The following is a 19,270-nucleotide window of genomic DNA, read 5'->3' as shown; positions in this document are numbered from 1 at the left end:
GGAGGAACGGCTGTGCGGCATGCGGTGGTGATGGCGGGCGGTTCGGGGACGCGGCTGTGGCCGCTGTCCCGGCAGGCGCGACCCAAGCAGCTCCTGGACGTGGTGTCCGACGAGACGGGCGCGCACAGCCTGCTGGCCGAGGCGTTCACCCGGCTGGAGGCGGTGCTGCCGACCGAGCAGATCTGGGTCTGCACCGCGGCGCGCTACGCCGACGCCGTCCGGGCCGCGCTGCCCCGGCTGCGCGCGGACCGGCTGGTGCTCGAGCCCGTCGCGCGCGACACCGCCAACGCCGTCGGCCTGGTCGCGGCGCTCGTGGCCGACGTCGATCCCGACGCCGAGCTCGCGGTGGTCAGCGCCGACCACGTCATCCGCCCGGTGGCCGCGTTCGCCGCCGCGCTGGGCACCGCCTACGACGTCCTCGCCGTCCGGCCGCGGGCGCTGGTCACGCTCGGGGTGACCCCGACGTCGCCGGCCACCGGCTTCGGCTACGTGCAGAAGGGCGCCCCGACCGAGGTGCCGGGCGCGGCCGAGGCGGCGTCGTTCCGGGAGAAGCCCGACCGGGCCACCGCCGAGGGCTACCTGGCCAGCGGCGAGTACGTGTGGAACTCCGGCATGTTCGTGTGGCGGGCGCAGACGGTGCTCGACGCGCTCGCCGAGCACCTGCCCGAGTCCGCCGCCGGCCTCGACCGGATCGTCGCCGCCCCGGCCGGGCGTGAGCGGGACGCCGTCCTGGCCGAGGTCTTCCCGGCGCTGCCGAAGATCAGCGTCGACTACGCGGTGCTCGAGCCGGCCGCCGCCGAGCCCGGCCGGGTCGTGGTCGTCGACCTCGACGTCGACTGGCTGGACGTCGGCTCGTGGCCGGCGCTGGCGCACACGCTGGTCACCGACGAGGCCGGCAACGCGACCCGCGGCCTGACCGTGCTGCTCGACAGCTCGGGCAACGTGGTGCTCTCCGACGACCCCGAGCACGTCATCGCCCTGGTGGGGGTGCGCGACAGCGTCGTGGTGCACACCGCCGACGTCACGATGGTCTGCCCGGTCGGCGACGCGGAGCGGGTCAAGGCGCTGCTGGCCCAGGTCGAGGCGCGGTTCGGGCCCCGCTTCTCCTAGCGGCTGCCGCGAGGGGCACCGACCTGGTTAACCTCGCTGCATGAAGGACCTCGCTGTCGCCGCTGTCGTCACCGGTGGGGCCTCCGGGCTCGGCGCCGCCACCACCCGCGCGCTCACCGCGGCCGGGGTGGCGGTCACCGTCCTGGACCTGCAGGAGGAGCTGGGCACCGCCCTGGCGGCCGAGCTCGGCGGGGACACGACGTTCGTCCGCACCGACGTCACCGACGAGGGGTCGGTGCAGGCGGCCGTCGACGAGGCCACCGGCAAGGGCCGGCCGCTGCGGATCGCGGTCAACTGCGCCGGCATCGCCTGGGTCGGGCGCACGCTCACCCGCGACGGGGCGCCGCACGAGCTGCCCGACTTCACCCGCACGGTGATGGTCAACCTCGTCGGCACCTTCAACGTGCTGCGGCTGGCCGCGGCGGCGATGGCCCGCACCGAGCCCGCGGCCGACGGCTCCCGCGGCATCGTCCTCAACACCGCCTCGGTGGCCGCCTACGAGGGCCAGATCGGCCAGGTCGCCTACGCGGCGAGCAAGGGCGGCGTCGTGGGCCTCACGCTGCCCGCTGCCCGTGACCTCTCCTCGGTCGGCGTCCGGGTCTGCACCATCGCCCCCGGCCTGGTCGACACCCCGATGGTCGCCGGGCTGCCCGAGGCGGCGCAGCAGAGCCTGGCCGCGGGCATCCCGTTCCCGAAGCGGCTGGCCCGCCCGGAGGACTACGCCGAGCTGGCGCTGGACGTCATCCGGCACGACTACCTCAACGGCGAGGTCATCCGGATGGACGGTGCCCTGCGGATGGCACCGAAGTGATGGAGGACCACCCTTCTCCCCACGCTTCGCACGCTCAGCGCGGGCCCCTGAAGGGCGGCCCACTGCTCAAGGACGGGGACGACGCCGTCTTCACGCCGGACTGGCCGATCGACGTGCGGCGCATCCTGTCCCGGGACCGGCGCGGCACCGGCGACCCGACGCTGCGCATGGCCGAGGACGGCGTCTGGCGGACGACGAGCACGCCCGACGGGCCGGCCACGGTGCGGCTGTCCGGCGGCGCCTCCGCGGTGCGGGTGCAGGCCTGGGGGCCGGGCGCGGCCTGGGCCGGGGCGACCGCGGCCCGCTGGCTCGGCGCCGACGACCGCACCGACGGCTTCGACGCCTCCGCCCACCCGCTGGTCGAGCGGCTGCACCGCAGCACCCCGTGGCTGCGGCTGGGCAGCACCGGGCGGGTGTGGGACGCGCTGCTGCCCGCCGTCCTGGAGCAGAAGGTGACCGGCATCGAGGCGCACCGCACCTGGCGGGAGCTGCTGCGGCTGGCCGGCGAGCCGGCGCCGGGCCCCGCGCCGGAGGGGATGCGGGTGCTGCCCTCGCCCGAGCGGGTGCTGGCGGTCACCGACTGGCAGTGGCACGCCTGCGGGCTCGACGGCGCCCGCCGCCGCGCGTTGCGGGCGGTGGCCTCGGTGGCTTCCCGGCTGGAGGTCACCGAGTTCGGCGACCACGAGGACGACTGCGCGCTGCTGCGCCGCCGGCTGCAGTCGGTGCCCGGGATCGGGGTGTGGACCGCCGCCGAGGTCGTCCAGCGCGCGCTGGGCTGCCCGGACGAGGTCAGCGTCGGCGACTACCACCTGAAGAACCTGGTCGGCTGGTCGCTGGCCGGCCGCAAGACCGACGACGCCGGGATGCTGGAGCTGCTCGAGCCGTGGCGCGGGCACCGGCAGCGGGTGGTGCGGCTGCTGGGCATCGGCGGCAGCATGCCGCCCAAGCGCGGCCCGCGGATGGCGCCCACGGACTACCGGGCCTTCTGACCGGCCCCCGTGCGGTCGGCCGCGAGCCGGACGCACGGGACCGGTGCCGTCCGGCCCGACCGATCGGGGACGGCGGCCGCGCGGCCGCCGTCCCCGGCGGTTCAGTCGAGCAGGCCCAGCAGGTAGGCGCCGTAGCCGCTCTTGCCCAGCGGCTCGGCGATGCGGCGCAGGCCGTCGTCGTCCAGCCAGCCGTTGCGCCAGGCGACCTCCTCGATGCAGCCGATCTTCAGGCCCTGCCGCTCCTCGACGACCGAGACGAACTCGGTGGCCTGCCGCAGCGAGGCGAACGTGCCGGTGTCCAGCCACGCGGTGCCCCGGTCCAGCACGGTCACGGTGAGCCGGCCGGCGCGCAGGTAGTGGTCGTTGACGGCGGTGATCTCCAGCTCGCCCCGGGCGCTGGGGGTGATGCCGCGGGCCACGTCGACCACGTCGGGGCCGAAGAAGTACAGGCCCGGCACGGCGTAGGAGCTCTTCGGCGCCGCCGGCTTCTCCTCGATCGAGAGCACCCGGCCGTCGGGGTCGAACTCCACGACGCCGTAGGCCTCGGGGTTGGCCACGTGGTAGGCGAAGACGTGCCCGCCGTCGGGCTCGGGCAACCGGGAGAGCGCGGTGCCGAGGCCTGCGCCGTAGAAGATGTTGTCGCCGAGCACCAGGGCGGCAGCCTGCCCGTCGAGGAAGTCCGCGCCGATCAGGAACGCCTGCGCCAGGCCCTCGGGCTCGGGCTGGACGGCGTACTCGATCCGCATGCCGAGCCGGCTGCCGTCGCCGAGCAGGCGGGCGAAGGAGTCGCGGTCCTCGGGGGTGGTGATGACCAGCACCTCGCGGATCCCCGCCATCATCAGCGTGGACAGCGGGTAGTAGATCATCGGCTTGTCGTAGACCGGCATGAGCTGCTTGCTGACGCCGAGGGTGATGGGCCACAGACGACTGCCGGTCCCCCCGGCCAGGATGATCCCGCGCATGTCCCGAACCTAGGGCCATCGGTCCGGACACGGGAGGAACTCTCACCCCGGCGGATGACCGGCTCCGCACCGTCTCCCGGCGGCGTGCTCGGTTGGCTACGGTTCCGGCCATGCGCGTCCTGGTCACCGGCGGTGCCGGCTTCATCGGATCCCACTACGTCCGGACCATGCTGTCCGGCGGCTACCCGGGCTTCGAGGACGCCGAGGTGACCGTCTTCGACAAGCTCACCTACGCCGGCAACCTGGCCAACCTCGCCCCGGTCGCCGACGACCCGCGCTACCGGTTCGTCCAGGGCGACATCTGCTCGCCCGCCGACCTCGACGCCGCGCTGCCCGGGCACGACGTGGTGGTCAACTTCGCCGCCGAGTCCCACGTCGACCGGTCGATCGGGGGTGCGGCGTCCGGTTTCGTGCTGACCAACGTGCTCGGCGCCCAGCAGGTGTTCGCGGCCGCGCTGCGCGCCCGCGTGCGCCGGGTCGTGCACGTCTCCACCGACGAGGTCTACGGCTCGATCGACACCGGCTCATGGACCGAGGACCACCTGCTGGAGCCCAACTCGCCGTACTCGGCGGCCAAGGCCGGCAGCGACCTCCTCGCCCGCGCCTACGCGAAGACCTACGGGCTGGACATCTCCATCACCCGGTGCAGCAACAACTACGGGCCGTACCACTTCCCGGAGAAGGTCATCCCGCTGTTCGTCACCAACCTGCTCGACGGGCACGAGGTGCCGCTGTACGGCGAGGGCGCCAACGTCCGCGACTGGCTGTTCGTCGACGACCACTGCCGCGGCATCCAGCTGGTGCTCGAGCAGGGCGCGAGCGGGGAGTTCTACAACATCGGCGGCGGCCGCGAGCTGTCCAACCGCGAGCTCACCGAGAAGCTGCTGGAGGCCACCGGCCGGGACTGGTCCTACGTCGACCACATCGTCGACCCGCGCGGTGGCGGCCACGACCTGCGCTACTCCGTCGACTACTCCAAGACCGCCGCGCTCGGCTACGCCCCGCGGGTGGGCTTCGAGGAGGGCCTGGCGCTGACCGTCCAGTGGTACCGCGACAACCGCGCCTGGTGGGAGCCGCTCAAGGCCGCCGCCGCGACAGCCCGCGCGTGAGCGCCCCTCCCGCCTGGCTGGTCACCGGTGCCACGGGTCAGCTCGGGACCGACCTGCAGGCGCTGCTGGCCGGCGCCGACGTCACCGCCCTGGGCCGGCGCGAGCTCGACCTGACCGACGAGGCGCAGGTCCGCGGCGTGGTCGGCCGGTGGCGGGACGACGCCCTGGCCCGCGGCGCCCGGCCGGTGGTGCTCAACGCCGCCGCCTACACCGCGGTCGACGCCGCGGAGGCCGACGAGGAGACCGCGCACCGGGTCAACGGCCTGGCCCCGGGCTGGCTGGCCGAGGAGCTGGCCGGGCGGGGGAGGCTCGTGCACGTCTCCACCGACTACGTCTTCGCCGGCGACGCGACCCGTCCCTACCGGCCCGACGACGAGCCGGCCCCGCGCACGGCCTACGGGCGCACCAAGCTCGCCGGCGAGCGCGCGGTCGCCGCCGTGGACGACGACGCCGTGGTCGTCCGCACCGCCTGGGTCTACGCCGCGCACGGGAAGAACTTCGTGCGCACCATGCTCCGGCTCGAGGCCGAGCGGGACACCGTCTCGGTGGTCGAGGACCAGACCGGCAGCCCGACCTGGTCCGCGGACCTCGCCGGCGGGCTGGTCGAGGTGGCGCAGTCGCCGGTCCGCGGCGTCCTGCACGCCACCAACGCCGGCTCGACCACCTGGTACGGGCTGGCGGTGGCGGTCTTCGCCGGGGTCGGCGCGGACCTCGACCGGGTGCTGCCGGTCCCGACGTCGGCCTACCCGACCCCTGCCCCCCGGCCGGCGTACTCCGTCCTGGACGGCGAGGCCTGGACCGCAGCCGGGCTCACGCACCTCGGGTACTGGGAACCCGCTCTGGCGGCGTGCCTGTCCCAGCTCGGCGTCCTCGCCACCTGAGCCCGCCTCCCGAGGAGCCGTGTTCGCCGACACGGCCCCTCGACGGTCAGGCGCGCTGCTCGGCGTAGCGCGCGGCGCACTGCTCCATCGTGGGCAGCAGCCCCTGCTCGCGCGCCTGCTCCAGGGTCGGGGCGGCGAGGTCCTTGGCCGACAGCTCGAACTCCACGTCGGCCGGCCAGGGCAGGTCCAGCGCCGGGTCCAGCGGGTGGACGCCGAACTCGCGGCCGGGGGAGTAGCCGGTGGAGACCAGGTAGGTGACCGAGCTGGCGTCGGCCAGCGAGACGAAGGCGTGCCCCAGCCCCTCGGCCAGGTAGACCGCGCGGGGCTGCTCGCTGTCGAGCAGCACCGCGTCGTGCACCCCGAAGGTGGGCGAGCCGACCCGGACGTCGACGACGACGTCGAGGACCCTGCCCGCCGGGCAGTAGACGTACTTGGCCTGCCCCGGCGGGACGAGCGCGAAGTGCACCCCGCGCAGCACGCCGCGGGCGGAGACGCTGTGGTTGGCCTGGGCCAGCGGGAGCGCGTGCCCGACGGCCTCGCCGAGCACGTCGGCGCGGTACCACTCGGTGAAGCGGCCGCGGGCGTCGCCGTGCGGCACCAGGTCCAGGACGTAGCTGTCGGGAACGGCGAGCTCGCGGATCTCCACGCCCCGACGGTATCGAGCGCGGCGACCCGCCACAGCCGGGCCCACCTCTCAGGGAGGAGGCGCCCCGAGCCGCAGCCGGCCGACCAGCGAGCTGCCGCCCAGGGTGGCGACCGGCTGCCAGCGGGTGGCCCAGCCCTCGGCCTGCAGCTGGACCAGCGCCGCGCCCACGACCGCGCCGACCGACAGCGCCGCAGCCGGCGTGACCGGCTCGGCCACGTGGACGTCGACCACGTCGCCGTCGGCGCCGTCGTCCTCCAGGCCGTAGCGGAACACCACCGGGAACTCCGGCAGTGCCGCGACGGCGACCCGGAACGCCTCGGTGACCGCCTGCTCGGCGCCGGGGCGGCGGGTGAGCAGCGGCACCGGGGTGCGGCTGCCGACGAGGTCGCGGGTGCCGGTGGCGAACAGGTCGCCGGGGCCCAGCCGCACCAGCGGCCGGGTGCCGGTGTCGGGTGCCGGCGCGGTGAGGTGCAGCCCACGGACGACGGCGACCGGGACGCCGGCGAGCTTGCCCTTCACCAGGTCGGCGGCGGCGGCGAGCTCGTCGACCACCGCGACCTGGGTGGTCTCCAGGCGGTTGCCGTGGGAGTCGACGCTGCCGCGGTGGTCGACCAGGGCGGACAGCCCGGCCGCGCCGATGGCCACGTCGCTGACGCCGTCGCGCCAGGGGCGGCCGAAGGTGTCGCTGACCACCACGGCGACGGTCACGCCCAGCAGCTCCGCCAGCCGCGCGCGCAGCCGGCGGGCGGAGGCGTCGGCGTCGGCCGGCAGCAGGACCAGCGTGTCGCTCGCGACGTTGGAGGCGTCGATGCCGGCCGCGGCCACGACCCAGCCGTGCCGGGTCTCGACGATCCGCAGCGGGCCGCGGCGGGCCACCACCCGCACCGACTCGGCGGTGATCGCCCGCTGCCGGACGGCCTCGCGGTCGGCGCCGGGCTCGACGCGCACCAGGTTGCCCTCGACCTTGGCCACGACCTTCGACGTCACCACCAGGACGTCGTCGTCGGCCAGCCACGGCGCGGCCGCCGCGATCGCACCGGCGAGGTCGTCGCCGGGGGTGAACTCCGGCAGGCCCGGCACCGGGTGGACCGAGATCCCCGGGGCAGGCCCGCGCTCAGACACCGGCTGCGTCCAGGGCCGCCCGGGCCAGCGCCCGGGTCGCGTCGGGGTCGCTCATCAGCAGCGGCACCGCGCGGACGTCGGCGCCGGGGACGACCGCGGTGTCGCCGGTGTGCACCAGCCAGGCGTCGAGCACCCCGCCCTCGGACCGGGCGCCGTAGTGCCGGCCCACGCCCTCGGCGCTGACCTCGACCCCGAGCACCGGCAGGCAGCGGTCGGCCATGCCGCGCAGCGCTGCACCGGAGACGATGGGGGAGACCCCGACCACCCGGCCCGCGGCGGCCCGCACGGCGTCCCGGACACCGGGCACGCCCAGCACCGTCCCGATCGAGACCACCGGGTTCGACGGGGCGAACAGCACGGCGTCGGCGGTGGTCAGCGCCTCGACCACCCCGGGCCCGGGGCGGGCGTCGTCCACCCCGACCTGGACGAAGCGGCGCGCGTCGAGCGCGGCGCGGTGGCGCACCCACCACTCCTGGAAGTGGACGGTGCGCTCGGCGCCGGTGTCGGGGTCGAGGACGACGACGTGGGTCTCGACCCGCTGGTCGCTCATCGGCAGCAGCCGGACGCCGGGACGCCACCGCCGGGCGAGGGTCGCGGTGACCTCCGACAGCGGGTGGCCCGCACCCAGCATCCGGGTGCGCACCAGGTGCGTGGCGAGGTCGCGGTCGCCCAGGCCGAACCAGGTGGGCTCGGCGCCGTAGGCGGCCAGCTGCTCCTTGACCGTCCAGGTCTCCCCGCGCTGGCCCCAGCCGCGCTCCTCGTCGATCCCGTCACCGAGCGTGTACATCACGGTGTCCAGGTCGGGGCAGATGCGCAGCCCGTGCATGGTCACGTCGTCGCCGGTGTTGACCACCGCGGTGATCTCGGCGCCGGGCGCGGCGGCCTGCAGGCCACGGAGGAAGCGGGCGCCACCGACGCCACCGGCCAGTACGACGATGTGCACACCACCATCGTGCCTGATCGTCAGAAGTGCACGGAGGACCCGGCAGCCGGGCTGGAGCACTGCACGAAACAGGCCGTCGCGCATGGCAGATGGTGTCCAGGGGTGCGGCGTGTCGGGGTGGCGGGTGACCACTCCGGGACGACGCGGGGCGGGTGTGACCTGTGAGTCTCGGCGATACACCGGTCCGACTTGACCTCGACTCAACGACACGCGTGTAATTCCGATGTTGTCATCAGGCGCTGGCAGCTCGGGATCCGCCCGGGGACGCACGCCGTGACGGAGCGAGAGGGGACGCAACGTGATGGCCGAGGTCTCTTGGTTGAGCGACTACCAGTCCACGACGACGCCCGCGCCGGCTGCCGACGCCCGAGGGGCCGCCGGTGTCCTCGACGCCGGCTTCGGCCTGCTGGACGGCGACGAGCAGGGCTGGCAGGAGCGCGCCCTGTGCGCCGAGACCGACCCGGAGGCGTTCTTCCCGGAGAAGGGCGGCTCCACCCGCGAGGCCAAGCGGATCTGCACCGGCTGCGAGGTCCGGGCCGAGTGCCTGGAGTACGCACTGGGCAACGACGAGCGCTTCGGCATCTGGGGTGGCCTCTCCGAGCGTGAGCGTCGCCGCCTGCGCCGTCGCGCCTGAAGCAGGACCCCTCTGCCCCCCGCCGCCTCGCGAGCCCGGCGGCGGGACCCTGCAAAGGGGCCGTACCGCACGCGCGGCCGTTGACGGTCGATCGGCCCGGTCCCCCTCGGGTGTGGTCGACTGGACGGTGTGCTGACCCACCTGGCCCACGGGCGCGCCCGGGTGGTCGAGGAGATCCGCGCCGCGGCGCCGCTGATGGCCGCCCTCGCCGCTCCCGTGCCCGCGCGTGGGCCGTGGCTGACCGCGGCCCTGAACGTGCAGCCGGCCGGGCCGCTGGCCCGGGTCCGCCCCCGCGCGCTCGTCGTCGCCCGCGACCCGGACGCCCGCCCGGACGCCGCCGCCCTGCTGCTGGTGCGCCGCCGCGGTACCAGCGCCGCCGTCACCCTGCTGGGCGCCGAGCCCGGCCCGCTGCCCGAGGGGCGGCCGCCCGCCCGGCTGCTCGCCCGCGACCCCGAGGCCGCCGCGCACCTGGCCGCGGGCCTGGTCGGCCTGCTCGAGGACCTGCGCGGCCCCTGGACGCTGCGGCTGGCCGGCCTGCCGCTGGGCGACCCGACGCTGGCCTCCCTGGCGGCGGCGATGCCCGACGCCCAGCTGTCCAACAGCCGCAGCCGCCGGCTCGTCGACGAGCTCGACGCCGTCGGCGACGTCCGCCGCACGGTCGACCCGGCCGAGGTCGAGCGGGAGCTCCCCGCGGTGCTGGCCCGCGTCCCCGAGCACCAGCGCGTGTTCGTCCGGGCCGCCGCGCGCCTGCACGCGGCGATCGGCCAGCTCGAGGTGGCCGTCGTCCCGGGCCCGTCCGCCGGCCGGCCGGCCGCGGTCCTGCTGACGCTGCTCGACCGCGGTCCCGCCGGCACCGACCGGTGGCCGTGGTGGGGCGACAGCGACGTCGGTGGCCTGCGCCGCGAGCTGGGCTCGCCGTCGGTGACCCTGACCGCGTCCGCGGGGCTGGTGCGGCTGGGCCGCCGCACCCCGGTGCGTCAGGGGTAGAGCAGCCGGCTGACCCCGGGATCGGCGACGGCCGGGGCGCTGTCGACCCCGATCCGGACGACGCCCGCCGCCGGTGCCGCCCCCTCGCGCGCCGGGCCGTCGGGCGTGAACGCGGCGGTCAGCTGGTAGGCACGGCCGGTGTACACCGGTGGGCCGCCCTTGGGCCGGGTGTAGGTCGGGAACAGGCCGACCAGCTCGACCCGCGCGCCGTCCCGGGAGACCTGCAGCGCCGGGTCGGCCAGGTCGGCGTACTCGGTCGGCGTGGGCACGCAGTTGGCCCGCATCGGGTCGGCCGGGGGCCCGGGGGTGAGGCAGTTCCAGGTGGGCAGCCGCACGTGCGCCAGCGAGCGGCGGCCGTCGGTGGAGACGCTCACGCTCGGGCGGGTGACGGTCAGCCCCACCGCCCGCTGCTCGAGCACCAGCCCCTGGAAGGTCGCCGTCGCGGCGATCCCCGAGGCGGCCAGCGGCACCGACGTGAGCGCGAGCGCCCCGGCGGGCGTCTGCGTGCTCTCCGCCGGCGCCCCGGTGGTGGGCGCCGCGGGGTCCAGGCCGGGGGTCGCGGCCCCGGTCGGGGCGACGAGCGTGCCGCTCGCGCCGGGGTCCGCCGGCGGCGTGGCACCCGAGGAGCCGCCGGTGGCGGCGACCACCACCGCGGCGACCAGCAGCACGGCCGAGGCGGTGAGCCCGAGCGTGCCCGCCCGCCCGGGCGGCCCGTCGGGGTGCGGGTGTGCGGAGGAGGCCGCCGTCGAGCCGGTGCGGGGGGCGTCGTCCGGCGGGGCCGGTGCGGGAGGCGGCGGCGAGGCCGCCCCGGCGTCCCAGCCCGGCGGCTGGTCGAGGAAGCCCGGCAGGTCGTCGTCGGCGAAGCCGCGCACCGGCGCGGGGGGCGGCGGCTCGACCGCCGGTGCCGGGGCGGGGGTGGCCGCCCGGCGCGCCCGGGCCGCCCGGCGGGCGTGCAGCACCCCGCTGAGCAGGACGCCGACGAGCAGGGCCAGCGCCAGGCCGACCAGCACGCCGACGGTGATCCAGGTGCCCGGTTGTGCGTCCGCTGCAGTGCCCATGTCGCCGTCCAGCATGTCAGCGCGGCCGGCCCCGCTCCACCACCTCACCCCGGGGAGGTGGTCGTCAGCCGGTCGGGTCGATCTCCTCCGGGTCGCGGCCCAGCAGCACCGCGACCTGGTCGACGACCACGTCGCGCACCAGGTCGGCGAGGTCGTCGCGGTCGGCGGCCCGGATCTCCAGCGGGCGCCGGTAGACCACGATGCGCGCCGGGTGCTCCTGCCCGCCCTCGCGGTGCGCGGGCAGCACGCGGGCCAGCGGGACACTGCTGTCGTCGAGCACGTCGGAGTCCAGGACCACCTCGTCCGGGCTGCTGTGGTCGACCCAGGGGACGTCCTCGACGGCGAACTCGACGCCGGCCAGCTCCCGCTCCCAGCGGCGCTCGAGGTCCTCCACCGCGTCGAGGACGAGGTCGTCGAACTGCTCCGCGCGGCTGCGGGACAGCGGCACGGTCGGGGGGACGAGGCGGCCGCGCAGGCCGCGGCCGTGGCGGTCGCGCCGGGCGCGTGCAGGGGGACGGTCCATCGCGGTGCGCAGCCTACGTCGCCGCCGGCCCGACCGGCGCCGAGCGCGCCCCGGACGGCGTCCGCGGGGCCGGCGGGACGGGGTGTGCCTGGCGGGACGCGAGGGGTCGCTGGTGCCCACGCCGGTGTCGGTGCTGACCGGACCGGGCGAGCGGGATTACTGTGCTGGGCGTGAGGAACCGGTGGTGAGGCAGTCACGGCGCTGCTCGCGTAGCGGCTGCGCGCAACCGGCAGCGGCGACCCTGACGTACGTGTACGCGGAGTCCACGGCCGTGGTCGGCCCGCTGGCGACGTACTCGGAGCCGCACAGCTACGACCTGTGCGAGTTCCACGCCGAGCGACTGACCGTGCCCCGCGGCTGGGAGGTCGTCCGGCACGAGATCGACGCCGAGGACGCCGGCCCCACCGGTGACGACCTGCTCGCCCTCGCCGACGCCGTCCGTGAGGCGGCCCGGCCCGAGCCGCCGCGCGACCCCGCCGACGACGGCAGCGGCACCCGCCGCGGGCACCTGCGGATCCTGCCCGACCTCCCCTGAGGGGGAGGTCCCCCCGCTCGGCGCGCTGACCCGCCGCCCGCGCCGATAAGGTCGGGCGCCGCCGGTCGTCGGACCGGGGGCTGTCGAGTGCGAGGGTGAGCTGTTGTCCGACCTGTCGTCGATCATCAAGGCCTATGACGTCCGGGGCCTGGTCCCGCAGCAGTGGGACGAGGACGTGGCCCGGGCCATCGGGGCGGCGTTCGCCGAGTTCGTGCACGCCGAGACCGGCGCGACCAGCGTCGTCACCGCGCACGACATGCGCGACTCCTCGGTGCCGCTGTCGCGGGCCTTTGCCGAGGGCGTCCTGTCCCGCGGCGTCGACGTCGTCGAGGCCGGCCTGGGCTCCACCGACATGCTCTACTTCGCGGCCGGCTCGCTGGACGTGCCCGGCGCGATGTTCACCGCCAGCCACAACCCGGCGCAGTACAACGGGATCAAGCTCTGCCGGGCCGGCGCGGCGCCGATCGGCCAGGACTCCGGGCTCGTGCAGATCCGCGAGTGGGCCGAGCAGCTGGTCGACGGCGCGGCGGTCTTCGACCGCGAGGTGACCCAGCCGGGCAGCGTCAGCAGCCGCGACCTGGTCGCCGAGTACGCCACCTACCTGCGTGGCCTGGTCGACCTCTCCGGCATCCGCCCGCTCAAGGTCGTCGTCGACGCCGGCAACGGCATGGGCGGCTTCACCGTGCCCGTGGTGCTCGACGGGCTGCCGCTGGACGTCGTCCCGATGTACTTCGAGCTCGACGGCTCGTTCCCCAACCACGAGGCCAACCCGCTCGACCCGGCCAACCTCGTCGACCTGCAGGCCGGGGTCGTCGAGCACGGCGCCGACATCGGGCTGGCCTTCGACGGCGACGCCGACCGCTGCTTCATCATCGACGAGCGCGGCGAGCCGGTGAGCCCCTCGGCGATCACCGCCCTGGTCGCCGTCCGCGAGCTCGCCAAGGGCACCGGGACGACGATCATCCACAACCTGATCACCTCCCGCGCCGTCCCGGAGATCGTCCGCGAGCACGGCGGCGAGCCGGTGCGCACCCGGGTCGGCCACTCGTTCATCAAGGCCGAGATGGCCCGCACCGACGCCGTCTTCGGCGGCGAGCACTCGGCGCACTACTACTTCCGCGACTTCTGGCGTGCCGACACCGGCATGCTCGCCGCGATGCACGTCCTCGCCGCGCTCGGCGAGCAGCCGCGCACCCTGTCGGAGATCAGCGCCCAGTACGAGCGCTACGCCGCCTCCGGCGAGATCAACTCCACCGTGGCCGACGCCGCCGGTCGGGTCGCCGCGGTGCGGGAGACCTTCGGTGCGCGGGACGGCGTCACCTTCGACGAGCTCGACGGCCTCACCGTGTCGCTGGGCGACGGCTCCTGGTTCAACCTGCGGGCCAGCAACACCGAGCCGCTGCTGCGGCTCAACGTCGAGGCCGCCGACGCGGCGCGGATGGCCGAGCTGCGCGACGAGGTCCTCGCGCTGGTGCGGGCATGACCGCCGCCGGCGGGCCGACGCTGGGCATCGACCCGGCGCTGCTGGAGATCCTCGCCTGCCCCGACACCCACCACAGCCCGCTGACCGTCGACGTCGAGGCCTCCGAGCTGGTGTGCCCCACGTGCCGGCGCGCCTTCCCGGTGCGCGACGGGATCCCGGTGCTGCTGCTCGACGAGGCGCGGCAACTGCCCGACTGAGCGGGTTTGGGGGGTCGCGCCAGGGCACACACCCTGGGGCATGGATCTGACGAACGCCGGCGGGGGAGCAGCATGACCTCGCCCGAGCTGGCCGAGGAGGTCCTCGACGACCTGGGCCTGCTGCGCGCCCGCGACCCCCGGGGCCTGCTCCCGGCGGTCGCCGGCGCCGGCGCGCAGGTGCGGGAGACCACCCGGCTGACCGAGGAGGCCGACCTGTCGCGGGTGACCGCGGCCGGTCGCCCGCGCGGACTGGTCGTGGTCGGCCGCCGCGAGGGCGCCGTCGCCGGTGCGCTGCTGCGCGCGCTGCTCGGCCCGGCCAGCCCGGTCTCCGTCGACGTCGTGCCCGGCCCCGACCTGCCGGTCTGGATGGGCCCCTCGGACATCGCGGTGGTCGCCACGCGCACCGGGGCCGGTCGCTACGCCGTCGCCCCGGCGTACGAGGCGGCCCGCCGCGGGGTGGCGGTGGTGGGCATCGGCGCCGAGGACGCGCCGCTGCACGCCGCCTGCGCCAGCTCCCGGGCCCCCTACGTCGCACTGCCGGCGACCCGGGTCCGGCACGCCACGCTGTGGTCGCTGCTGACCCCCATGCTGCTGCTGGCCGCCGACCTCGGCCTGGTCGGCGCCGACGTGGCCGACACCGAGCAGGTCGCCGCTGCCCTCGACGAGGTCGCCACCGACTGCGGACCGGCCCGGGAGTCGTTCGTGAACCCGGCGAAGACGCTGGCCCTGGAGCTGCTGGACGCCCTGCCGGTGATCGCCGCCGAGGGCCCGCTCGCCGCGGCCGCGGCCGGCCGGGTCGCCGACCAGCTGGCCACCCTGGCCGGGCTGCCGGTCACCGGGTTCCGGCTGCCCGACCAGCGGGCGGCGCTGCGCACCGTGCTCGCCGGCCCGCTGACCTCCGCCGGCGGGGAGGACGACTTCTTCCGCGACCGCACCGACGACGCCGGCCGCCGGCTGCGGCTGGTCACCGTCCGCGACGAGCACGCCGCCGCGCACGCCGGCGACGAGCGGGAGCCGCACTCGGCCGGCGACGCGATGGGCGAGGCCCTGCGCATCGCCGAGTCGCACAACGTCCCGGTCAGCGCCCTGGCCCACACCGAGTCCGGGCAGCACCCGCGCCTGGCCCGCATCGCCCGGCAGCTCGCCGTCGCCGACTTCGGCGCGGTCTACCTCGCACTCGCGCTCGACCACGAGAGGGCCCTCCAGCCATGACCGACAGCACCACGGCCGGCGCCTCCGGCGCCCACCCCGCCCCCGCCCCCGCCGCCGGTGGCGCCGGGCACGGCGGGGGCGAGCACGGCGGGGGAGGCCACGGCGGCGGGACGACGGCGATCATCGCCGCGCTCGGCGCCAACCTGGGCATCGCGGCCGCCAAGTTCATCGCCTTCCTCATCACCGGGGCCTCGTCGATGCTGGCCGAGGCGATCCACTCGGTGGCCGACTCGGGCAACCAGGTCCTGCTGCTGGTCGGCGGCAAACGCTCGAAGCGGGCGGCCACCCCCGAGCACCCCTTCGGGTTCGGCCGCGACCGCTACATCTACAGCTTCATCGTCGCGATCGTGCTGTTCAGCGTCGGTGGCTGCTTCGCCATCTACGAGGGCGTGCACAAGGTCCGCGAGGAGGGCGAGGTCGAGTCGCAGACGGTGGCGATCGTCGTGCTGCTCGTGGCCATCGCGCTGGAGAGCTTCTCGCTGCGCACGGCCCTCAAGGAGACCAACGCCGTCCGCAAGCCCGGGGAGAGCTACTGGGCCTTCATCCGGCACGCCCGGGCCCCCGAGCTGCCGGTCGTCCTGCTCGAGGACAGCGCGGCGCTCACCGGGCTGGCGCTGGCGCTGGTCGGCGTCAGCCTGTCGGCGGCCACCGGCGAGACCCTCTACGACGGGCTGGGCACCATCGCCATCGGCCTGCTGCTCGTGGCCGTGGCCGCCGTCCTGGCGATCGAGACCAAGAGCCTGCTGATCGGCGAGTCCGCCACCCCGGACGCGCAGCGGCAGATCGTGGCCGCGCTGGTCGACGGGCAGTCGGTCCGCTCGGTGATCCACATGCGCACCCAGCACCTGGGCCCCGAGGAGCTGCTGGTGGCCGCCAAGATCGCCGTCCGGCACGACGACACCGCCGAGGCGGTGGCGCACGCCATCGACGCCGCCGAGGAGCGGGTGCGGGCGGCGGTGCCCATCGCCCGGGTGATCTACCTGGAGCCCGACATCCGGTGGTCGGAGGTCCCCGCCGGCCGGTGACGGTCACCCGGTCGGGCGTACCCCGGCCGACGTCGGGGTCACGGGGAGTGCGCGCCGGTAAGGTCGCAGCCGATGTGGCAGATGACGAACGCCGTCCGGCACTACCCGTGGGGCTCCCGCACGGTCATCCCCGAGCTGCTCGGCGAGCCGTCGCCGGCTGACCAGCCGTACGCGGAGCTGTGGATGGGCGCCCACCCCGGCCAGCCCAGCGTGCTCTCCGACGGACGTCCGCTGGACGCCGCGATCGCCGCCGAGCCCGAGCGGATGCTCGGCGACCCGGTGCGGCACCGCTTCGGCGACCGGCTGCCCTTCCTCATGAAGGTGCTCGCCGCCGACCTGCCGCTGTCGCTGCAGGCGCACCCCACCACGGCGCAGGCCCAGGTCGGCTTCGCCGCCGAGGAGGCCGCCGGCGTCCCGCTCGACGACCCCACCCGCACCTTCAAGGACCCGTACCACAAGCCGGAGATCCTGCTCGCGATCACGCCGGTCGAGGCGCTGTGCGGCTTCCGGCCGCTCGCGGAGTCGCTGCACTGCCTGGCCAAGCTGCAGCTGGCCGAGCTGATGCCCACCATCGCCGCGCTGGCCAACGGCGGTCTGCGGGCCGCGATCCCGCAGCTGCTCGCGCTGTCCGAGCGCCGGCGCGCCTCCCTGGTGACCGCGGTCGCCGCCAAGGCCGCCAGCTTCGTGGCCGCCCACGACCCGGAGTTCATCAACACCTACCGCTGGGCGTCCTCCCTCGCCGAGACCTACCCCGGTGACCCCGGCGTGGTCATCTCGCTGATGTGCAACCACCTGACCTTGAACCCGGGGGAGGCGGTCTTCCTGCCCGCCGGCAACCTGCACGCCTACCTGAGCGGAGCCGGGGTCGAGGTCATGGCCAGCTCGGACAACGTGCTGCGCGGCGGGCTCACCAGCAAGCACGTCGACCTGGCGGCACTGATCGAGGTGCTGGACTTCACCGACGGCCGAGTCCCGGTCATCCACCCGGTCCTCGGCCCGGGCGGGTTGCGGTACCCCACGCCGGTGCGCGACTTCGACCTGACCCGCGTGCAGGTCGACGTGGACCCGGGGGTGCTGACCACCGCCGGTCCCCAGGTCGTGCTGTGCACCGAGGGCGCCGCCGAGCTCGAGGGGCCCGATGGCACGGTCTGGCTGCGCAAGGGCGAGTCGGCCTTCGTGCCCGCCGGGCAGCCGGTGACGGCCTGCGGTCCGGCCGTCCTGTACCGCGCGACCACCGCCGCCGCGTAGCCGGCCGGTCCGGGCGCGCCGGCACGCGCCTCGCCCGGCCGGAGGAGGCGGACCGATCCGGCGCAGCGGTAGCCTGGGGACGGCTCGAGCCCCGCCGAAGCCTCGGCATGCTCGCTCAGAGATCAGCAACCGCCTGCGCCCGCCCACCGCGGCCGGGCCGGACACTGGAGCGACATGACCACCAGCACTGGCACCCGTGTGCTCACCGCCGACGACTTCAAGGTCGCCGACCTCTCCCTCGCCGGCTTCGGCCGCAAGGAGATCGCCCTCGCCGAGCACGAGATGCCGGGCCTGATGGCGCTGCGCGAGGAGTACGGCGACGCCCAGCCGCTCGCCGGCGCCCGCATCGCCGGCTCGCTGCACATGACCATCCAGACCGCCGTGCTCATCGAGACGCTGACCGCCCTCGGCGCCGACGTCCGGTGGGTCAGCTGCAACATCTTCTCCACCCAGGACCACGCCGCCGCGGCGATCGTCGTCGGCGACGGCACCCCCGAGGAGCCCACCGGCGTCCCGGTCTTCGCCTGGAAGGGCGAGACGCTGCCGGAGTACTGGTGGTGCACCCAGCGGATGTTCGAGTTCCGCGACTCGAACGGCGACGTCGTGGGCCCCAACATGCTGCTGGACGACGGCGGTGACGCCACGCTGCTGGTGCACCTGGGCACCCGCTTCGAGTCCGAGGCCGCCGTCCCCGACACCACCGACGCCGACTCCGAGGAGTACGGCGTCATCCTGGACGTGCTGCGCGGCACCCTCGCCGAGGACGACACCTACTGGACCCGCATCGGCCAGGGCATCAAGGGCGTCACCGAGGAGACCACCACCGGCGTCATGCGCCTGTACGAGCTCGCCCGCGACGGCCGGCTGCTGTTCCCGGCGATCAACGTCAACGACTCGGTCACCAAGAGCAAGTTCGACAACCTCTACGGCGTCCGGCACTCGCTCATCGACGGGATCAACCGCGGCACCGACGTGATGATCGGCGGCAAGGTCGCCGTCGTCTGCGGTTACGGCGACGTCGGCAAGGGCTCCGCGGAGTCGCTGCGCGGCCAGGGTGCCCGGGTCATCGTCACCGAGATCGACCCGATCAACGCCCTGCAGGCGGCGATGCACGGCTACGAGGTGACCACGCTGGACGAGGTGATCGGCAAGGCCGACATCATCATCACCACGACCGGCAACAAGGACATCATCACCGCCGAGCAGCTCGGGCAGACCAAGCACCAGGCGATCATCGGCAACATCGGCCACTTCGACAACGAGATCGACATGGCCGGCCTCGCCCGCACCCCGGGCATCGTCAAGACGAACATCAAGCCGCAGGTCGACGAGTGGCGGTTCGCCGACGGCCACACGATCATCGTGCTGTCCGAGGGCCGGCTGCTGAACCTCGGCAACGCCACCGGCCACCCCAGCTTCGTGATGAGCGCGTCGTTCTCCAACCAGACGCTGGCCCAGATCGAGCTGTGGACCAACCGGGCCGCCTACGAGGGCCAGACGCCCGGCGTCACCGTGCTGCCCAAGAAGCTCGACGAGCACGTGGCCCGGCTCCACCTCGACGCCCTCGGGGTCAAGCTGACCACGCTCACCAAGGTGCAGGCGGACTACATCGGCGTCCCGGTCGAGGGCCCGTACAAGTCCGAGCACTACCGCTACTGACGCCGGACGCCGGACGCCGGACGCCGGACGCCGGACGCCGGACGCCGGACGCCGGACGCCGGACGCCGGCGGCGGTGCGGGTCGACGGCGAAGAGCTGGTCCTTCTGCTCGTCGGAGATGCACTCCACCGGCGTCG

General features: G+C 75.2%; 20 protein-coding genes. 14 read left to right on the top strand and 6 right to left on the bottom strand.

What is annotated here, in order from left to right; translation table 11 throughout:
* Positions 1-12: 12 nt before the first annotated feature.
* From ACGBYP_RS06940 to ACGBYP_RS06930, 3 genes are all read left to right on the top strand, one after another.
* Positions 13-1,110 carry a mannose-1-phosphate guanylyltransferase gene (locus ACGBYP_RS06940; protein ID WP_411582536.1) on the top strand — a complete coding sequence of 366 codons (1,098 nt, stop codon included), beginning with the start codon at positions 13-15 and terminating at the stop codon, positions 1,108-1,110.
* Positions 1,111-1,150: 40 nt separating this feature from the next.
* Positions 1,151-1,921, top strand: coding sequence for an SDR family NAD(P)-dependent oxidoreductase (locus tag ACGBYP_RS06935; protein ID WP_411582535.1), 771 nt, complete (start codon positions 1,151-1,153; stop codon positions 1,919-1,921).
* Between the two features lie 113 nt (positions 1,922-2,034).
* Positions 2,035-2,910: a DNA-3-methyladenine glycosylase family protein gene (locus ACGBYP_RS06930; RefSeq protein ID WP_411582534.1), complete on the top strand. Its 876-nt coding sequence runs from the start codon at positions 2,035-2,037 to the stop codon at positions 2,908-2,910.
* A 101-nt stretch (positions 2,911-3,011) separates the two neighbouring features.
* Here the strand turns inward: ACGBYP_RS06930 and rfbA are convergent, their stop codons facing one another.
* Complete coding sequence (gene rfbA / locus ACGBYP_RS06925; protein WP_411582533.1) at positions 3,012-3,872, bottom strand: glucose-1-phosphate thymidylyltransferase RfbA; 861 nt, start codon at positions 3,870-3,872, stop codon at positions 3,012-3,014.
* Between the two features lie 110 nt (positions 3,873-3,982).
* Here rfbA and rfbB point away from each other — a divergent pair, with 110 nt between their 5' ends.
* Positions 3,983-4,981 carry a dTDP-glucose 4,6-dehydratase gene (gene rfbB, locus ACGBYP_RS06920; protein ID WP_411582532.1) on the top strand — a complete coding sequence of 333 codons (999 nt, stop codon included), beginning with the start codon at positions 3,983-3,985 and terminating at the stop codon, positions 4,979-4,981.
* Positions 4,978-5,862: a dTDP-4-dehydrorhamnose reductase gene (gene rfbD, locus ACGBYP_RS06915; RefSeq protein ID WP_411582531.1), complete on the top strand. Its 885-nt coding sequence runs from the start codon at positions 4,978-4,980 to the stop codon at positions 5,860-5,862. The genes rfbB and rfbD overlap by 4 nt, the downstream gene beginning before the upstream one ends.
* 46 nt (positions 5,863-5,908) lie before the next feature.
* On the opposite strand, the gene ACGBYP_RS06910 is transcribed toward rfbD, so the two are convergent.
* The 3 genes from ACGBYP_RS06910 to cofD are packed head-to-tail and all read right to left on the bottom strand — an operon-like array spanning position 5,909 to position 8,573.
* Positions 5,909-6,508, bottom strand: coding sequence for a dTDP-4-dehydrorhamnose 3,5-epimerase family protein (locus ACGBYP_RS06910; protein ID WP_411582530.1), 600 nt, complete (start codon positions 6,506-6,508; stop codon positions 5,909-5,911).
* A 48-nt stretch (positions 6,509-6,556) separates the two neighbouring features.
* The gene (locus tag ACGBYP_RS06905; protein WP_411582529.1) at positions 6,557-7,588 is read right to left on the bottom strand and encodes a coenzyme F420-0:L-glutamate ligase; all 1,032 of its coding nucleotides are present in this window, start codon (positions 7,586-7,588) and stop codon (positions 6,557-6,559) included.
* Between the two features lie 34 nt (positions 7,589-7,622).
* A complete protein-coding gene (cofD, locus tag ACGBYP_RS06900; RefSeq protein ID WP_411582528.1) occupies positions 7,623-8,573 on the bottom strand; it encodes a 2-phospho-L-lactate transferase in 951 nt (316 codons plus the stop codon).
* A 403-nt stretch (positions 8,574-8,976) separates the two neighbouring features.
* Here cofD and ACGBYP_RS06895 point away from each other — a divergent pair, with 403 nt between their 5' ends.
* Entirely contained in the window at positions 8,977-9,207 is a 231-nt protein-coding gene (locus tag ACGBYP_RS06895) for a WhiB family transcriptional regulator (protein WP_411583681.1), read from the top strand.
* A gap of 129 nt (positions 9,208-9,336) precedes the next feature.
* Positions 9,337-10,194 carry a hypothetical protein gene (locus ACGBYP_RS06890; RefSeq protein WP_411582527.1) on the top strand — a complete coding sequence of 286 codons (858 nt, stop codon included), beginning with the start codon at positions 9,337-9,339 and terminating at the stop codon, positions 10,192-10,194.
* Here the strand turns inward: ACGBYP_RS06890 and ACGBYP_RS06885 are convergent.
* Positions 10,185-11,252, bottom strand: a complete 1,068-nt coding sequence (locus ACGBYP_RS06885) for a hypothetical protein (protein ID WP_411582526.1) — start codon at positions 11,250-11,252, stop codon at positions 10,185-10,187. The genes ACGBYP_RS06890 and ACGBYP_RS06885 overlap by 10 nt on opposite strands.
* Positions 11,253-11,316: 64 nt before the next feature.
* Positions 11,317-11,775 (bottom strand): metallopeptidase family protein, encoded by a 459-nt coding sequence (locus ACGBYP_RS06880; RefSeq protein WP_411582525.1) that lies wholly within the window; start codon positions 11,773-11,775, stop codon positions 11,317-11,319.
* A gap of 124 nt (positions 11,776-11,899) precedes the next feature.
* On the opposite strand from ACGBYP_RS06880, the gene ACGBYP_RS06875 reads away from it, so the two are divergent.
* From ACGBYP_RS06875 to ahcY, 7 genes are all read left to right on the top strand, one after another.
* Positions 11,900-12,310, top strand: a complete 411-nt coding sequence (locus ACGBYP_RS06875; protein WP_411583679.1) for a DUF3499 domain-containing protein — start codon at positions 11,900-11,902, stop codon at positions 12,308-12,310.
* Between the two features lie 103 nt (positions 12,311-12,413).
* The gene (locus ACGBYP_RS06870) at positions 12,414-13,793 is read left to right on the top strand and encodes a phosphomannomutase/phosphoglucomutase (RefSeq protein ID WP_411582524.1); all 1,380 of its coding nucleotides are present in this window, start codon (positions 12,414-12,416) and stop codon (positions 13,791-13,793) included.
* The gene (locus ACGBYP_RS06865; RefSeq protein WP_411582523.1) at positions 13,790-13,990 is read left to right on the top strand and encodes a Trm112 family protein; all 201 of its coding nucleotides are present in this window, start codon (positions 13,790-13,792) and stop codon (positions 13,988-13,990) included. The genes ACGBYP_RS06870 and ACGBYP_RS06865 overlap by 4 nt, the downstream gene beginning before the upstream one ends.
* A gap of 72 nt (positions 13,991-14,062) precedes the next feature.
* Positions 14,063-15,202 (top strand): SIS domain-containing protein, encoded by a 1,140-nt coding sequence (locus ACGBYP_RS06860; protein ID WP_411582522.1) that lies wholly within the window; start codon positions 14,063-14,065, stop codon positions 15,200-15,202.
* Positions 15,199-16,227: a cation diffusion facilitator family transporter gene (locus tag ACGBYP_RS06855; protein ID WP_411582521.1), complete on the top strand. Its 1,029-nt coding sequence runs from the start codon at positions 15,199-15,201 to the stop codon at positions 16,225-16,227. The genes ACGBYP_RS06860 and ACGBYP_RS06855 overlap by 4 nt, the downstream gene beginning before the upstream one ends.
* Before the next feature lie 72 nt (positions 16,228-16,299).
* Positions 16,300-17,475 (top strand): mannose-6-phosphate isomerase, class I, encoded by a 1,176-nt coding sequence (gene manA, locus ACGBYP_RS06850; RefSeq protein ID WP_411582520.1) that lies wholly within the window; start codon positions 16,300-16,302, stop codon positions 17,473-17,475.
* A gap of 174 nt (positions 17,476-17,649) precedes the next feature.
* Positions 17,650-19,134, top strand: coding sequence for an adenosylhomocysteinase (ahcY, locus tag ACGBYP_RS06845; protein ID WP_411582519.1), 1,485 nt, complete (start codon positions 17,650-17,652; stop codon positions 19,132-19,134).
* Positions 19,135-19,270: the final 136 nt, after the last annotated feature.

The sequence above is a fragment of the Modestobacter sp. SSW1-42 genome, from assembly GCF_046635825.1.
GTDB lineage: Bacteria > Actinomycetota > Actinomycetes > Mycobacteriales > Geodermatophilaceae > Modestobacter.
This window is presented reverse-complemented; position numbering and strand designations above follow the sequence as displayed.

What these genes read in the sequence shown, in the direction of transcription:
- ACGBYP_RS06855 (WP_411582521.1), top strand. Translation starts at nt 15,199, where the DNA reads ATGACCGACAGCACCACGGCCGGCGCCTCCGGCGCCCACCCCGCCCCC.
- rfbA (WP_411582533.1), bottom strand. Translation starts at nt 3,872, where the DNA reads ATGCGCGGGATCATCCTGGCCGGGGGGACCGGCAGTCGTCTGTGGCCC.
- ACGBYP_RS06885 (WP_411582526.1), bottom strand. Translation starts at nt 11,252, where the DNA reads ATGGGCACTGCAGCGGACGCACAACCGGGCACCTGGATCACCGTCGGC.
- ACGBYP_RS06880 (WP_411582525.1), bottom strand. Translation starts at nt 11,775, where the DNA reads ATGGACCGTCCCCCTGCACGCGCCCGGCGCGACCGCCACGGCCGCGGC.
- ACGBYP_RS06860 (WP_411582522.1), top strand. Translation starts at nt 14,063, where the DNA reads ATGACCTCGCCCGAGCTGGCCGAGGAGGTCCTCGACGACCTGGGCCTG.
- manA (WP_411582520.1), top strand. Translation starts at nt 16,300, where the DNA reads ATGTGGCAGATGACGAACGCCGTCCGGCACTACCCGTGGGGCTCCCGC.
- ahcY (WP_411582519.1), top strand. Translation starts at nt 17,650, where the DNA reads ATGACCACCAGCACTGGCACCCGTGTGCTCACCGCCGACGACTTCAAG.
- ACGBYP_RS06865 (WP_411582523.1), top strand. Translation starts at nt 13,790, where the DNA reads ATGACCGCCGCCGGCGGGCCGACGCTGGGCATCGACCCGGCGCTGCTG.
- rfbB (WP_411582532.1), top strand. Translation starts at nt 3,983, where the DNA reads ATGCGCGTCCTGGTCACCGGCGGTGCCGGCTTCATCGGATCCCACTAC.
- ACGBYP_RS06935 (WP_411582535.1), top strand. Translation starts at nt 1,151, where the DNA reads ATGAAGGACCTCGCTGTCGCCGCTGTCGTCACCGGTGGGGCCTCCGGG.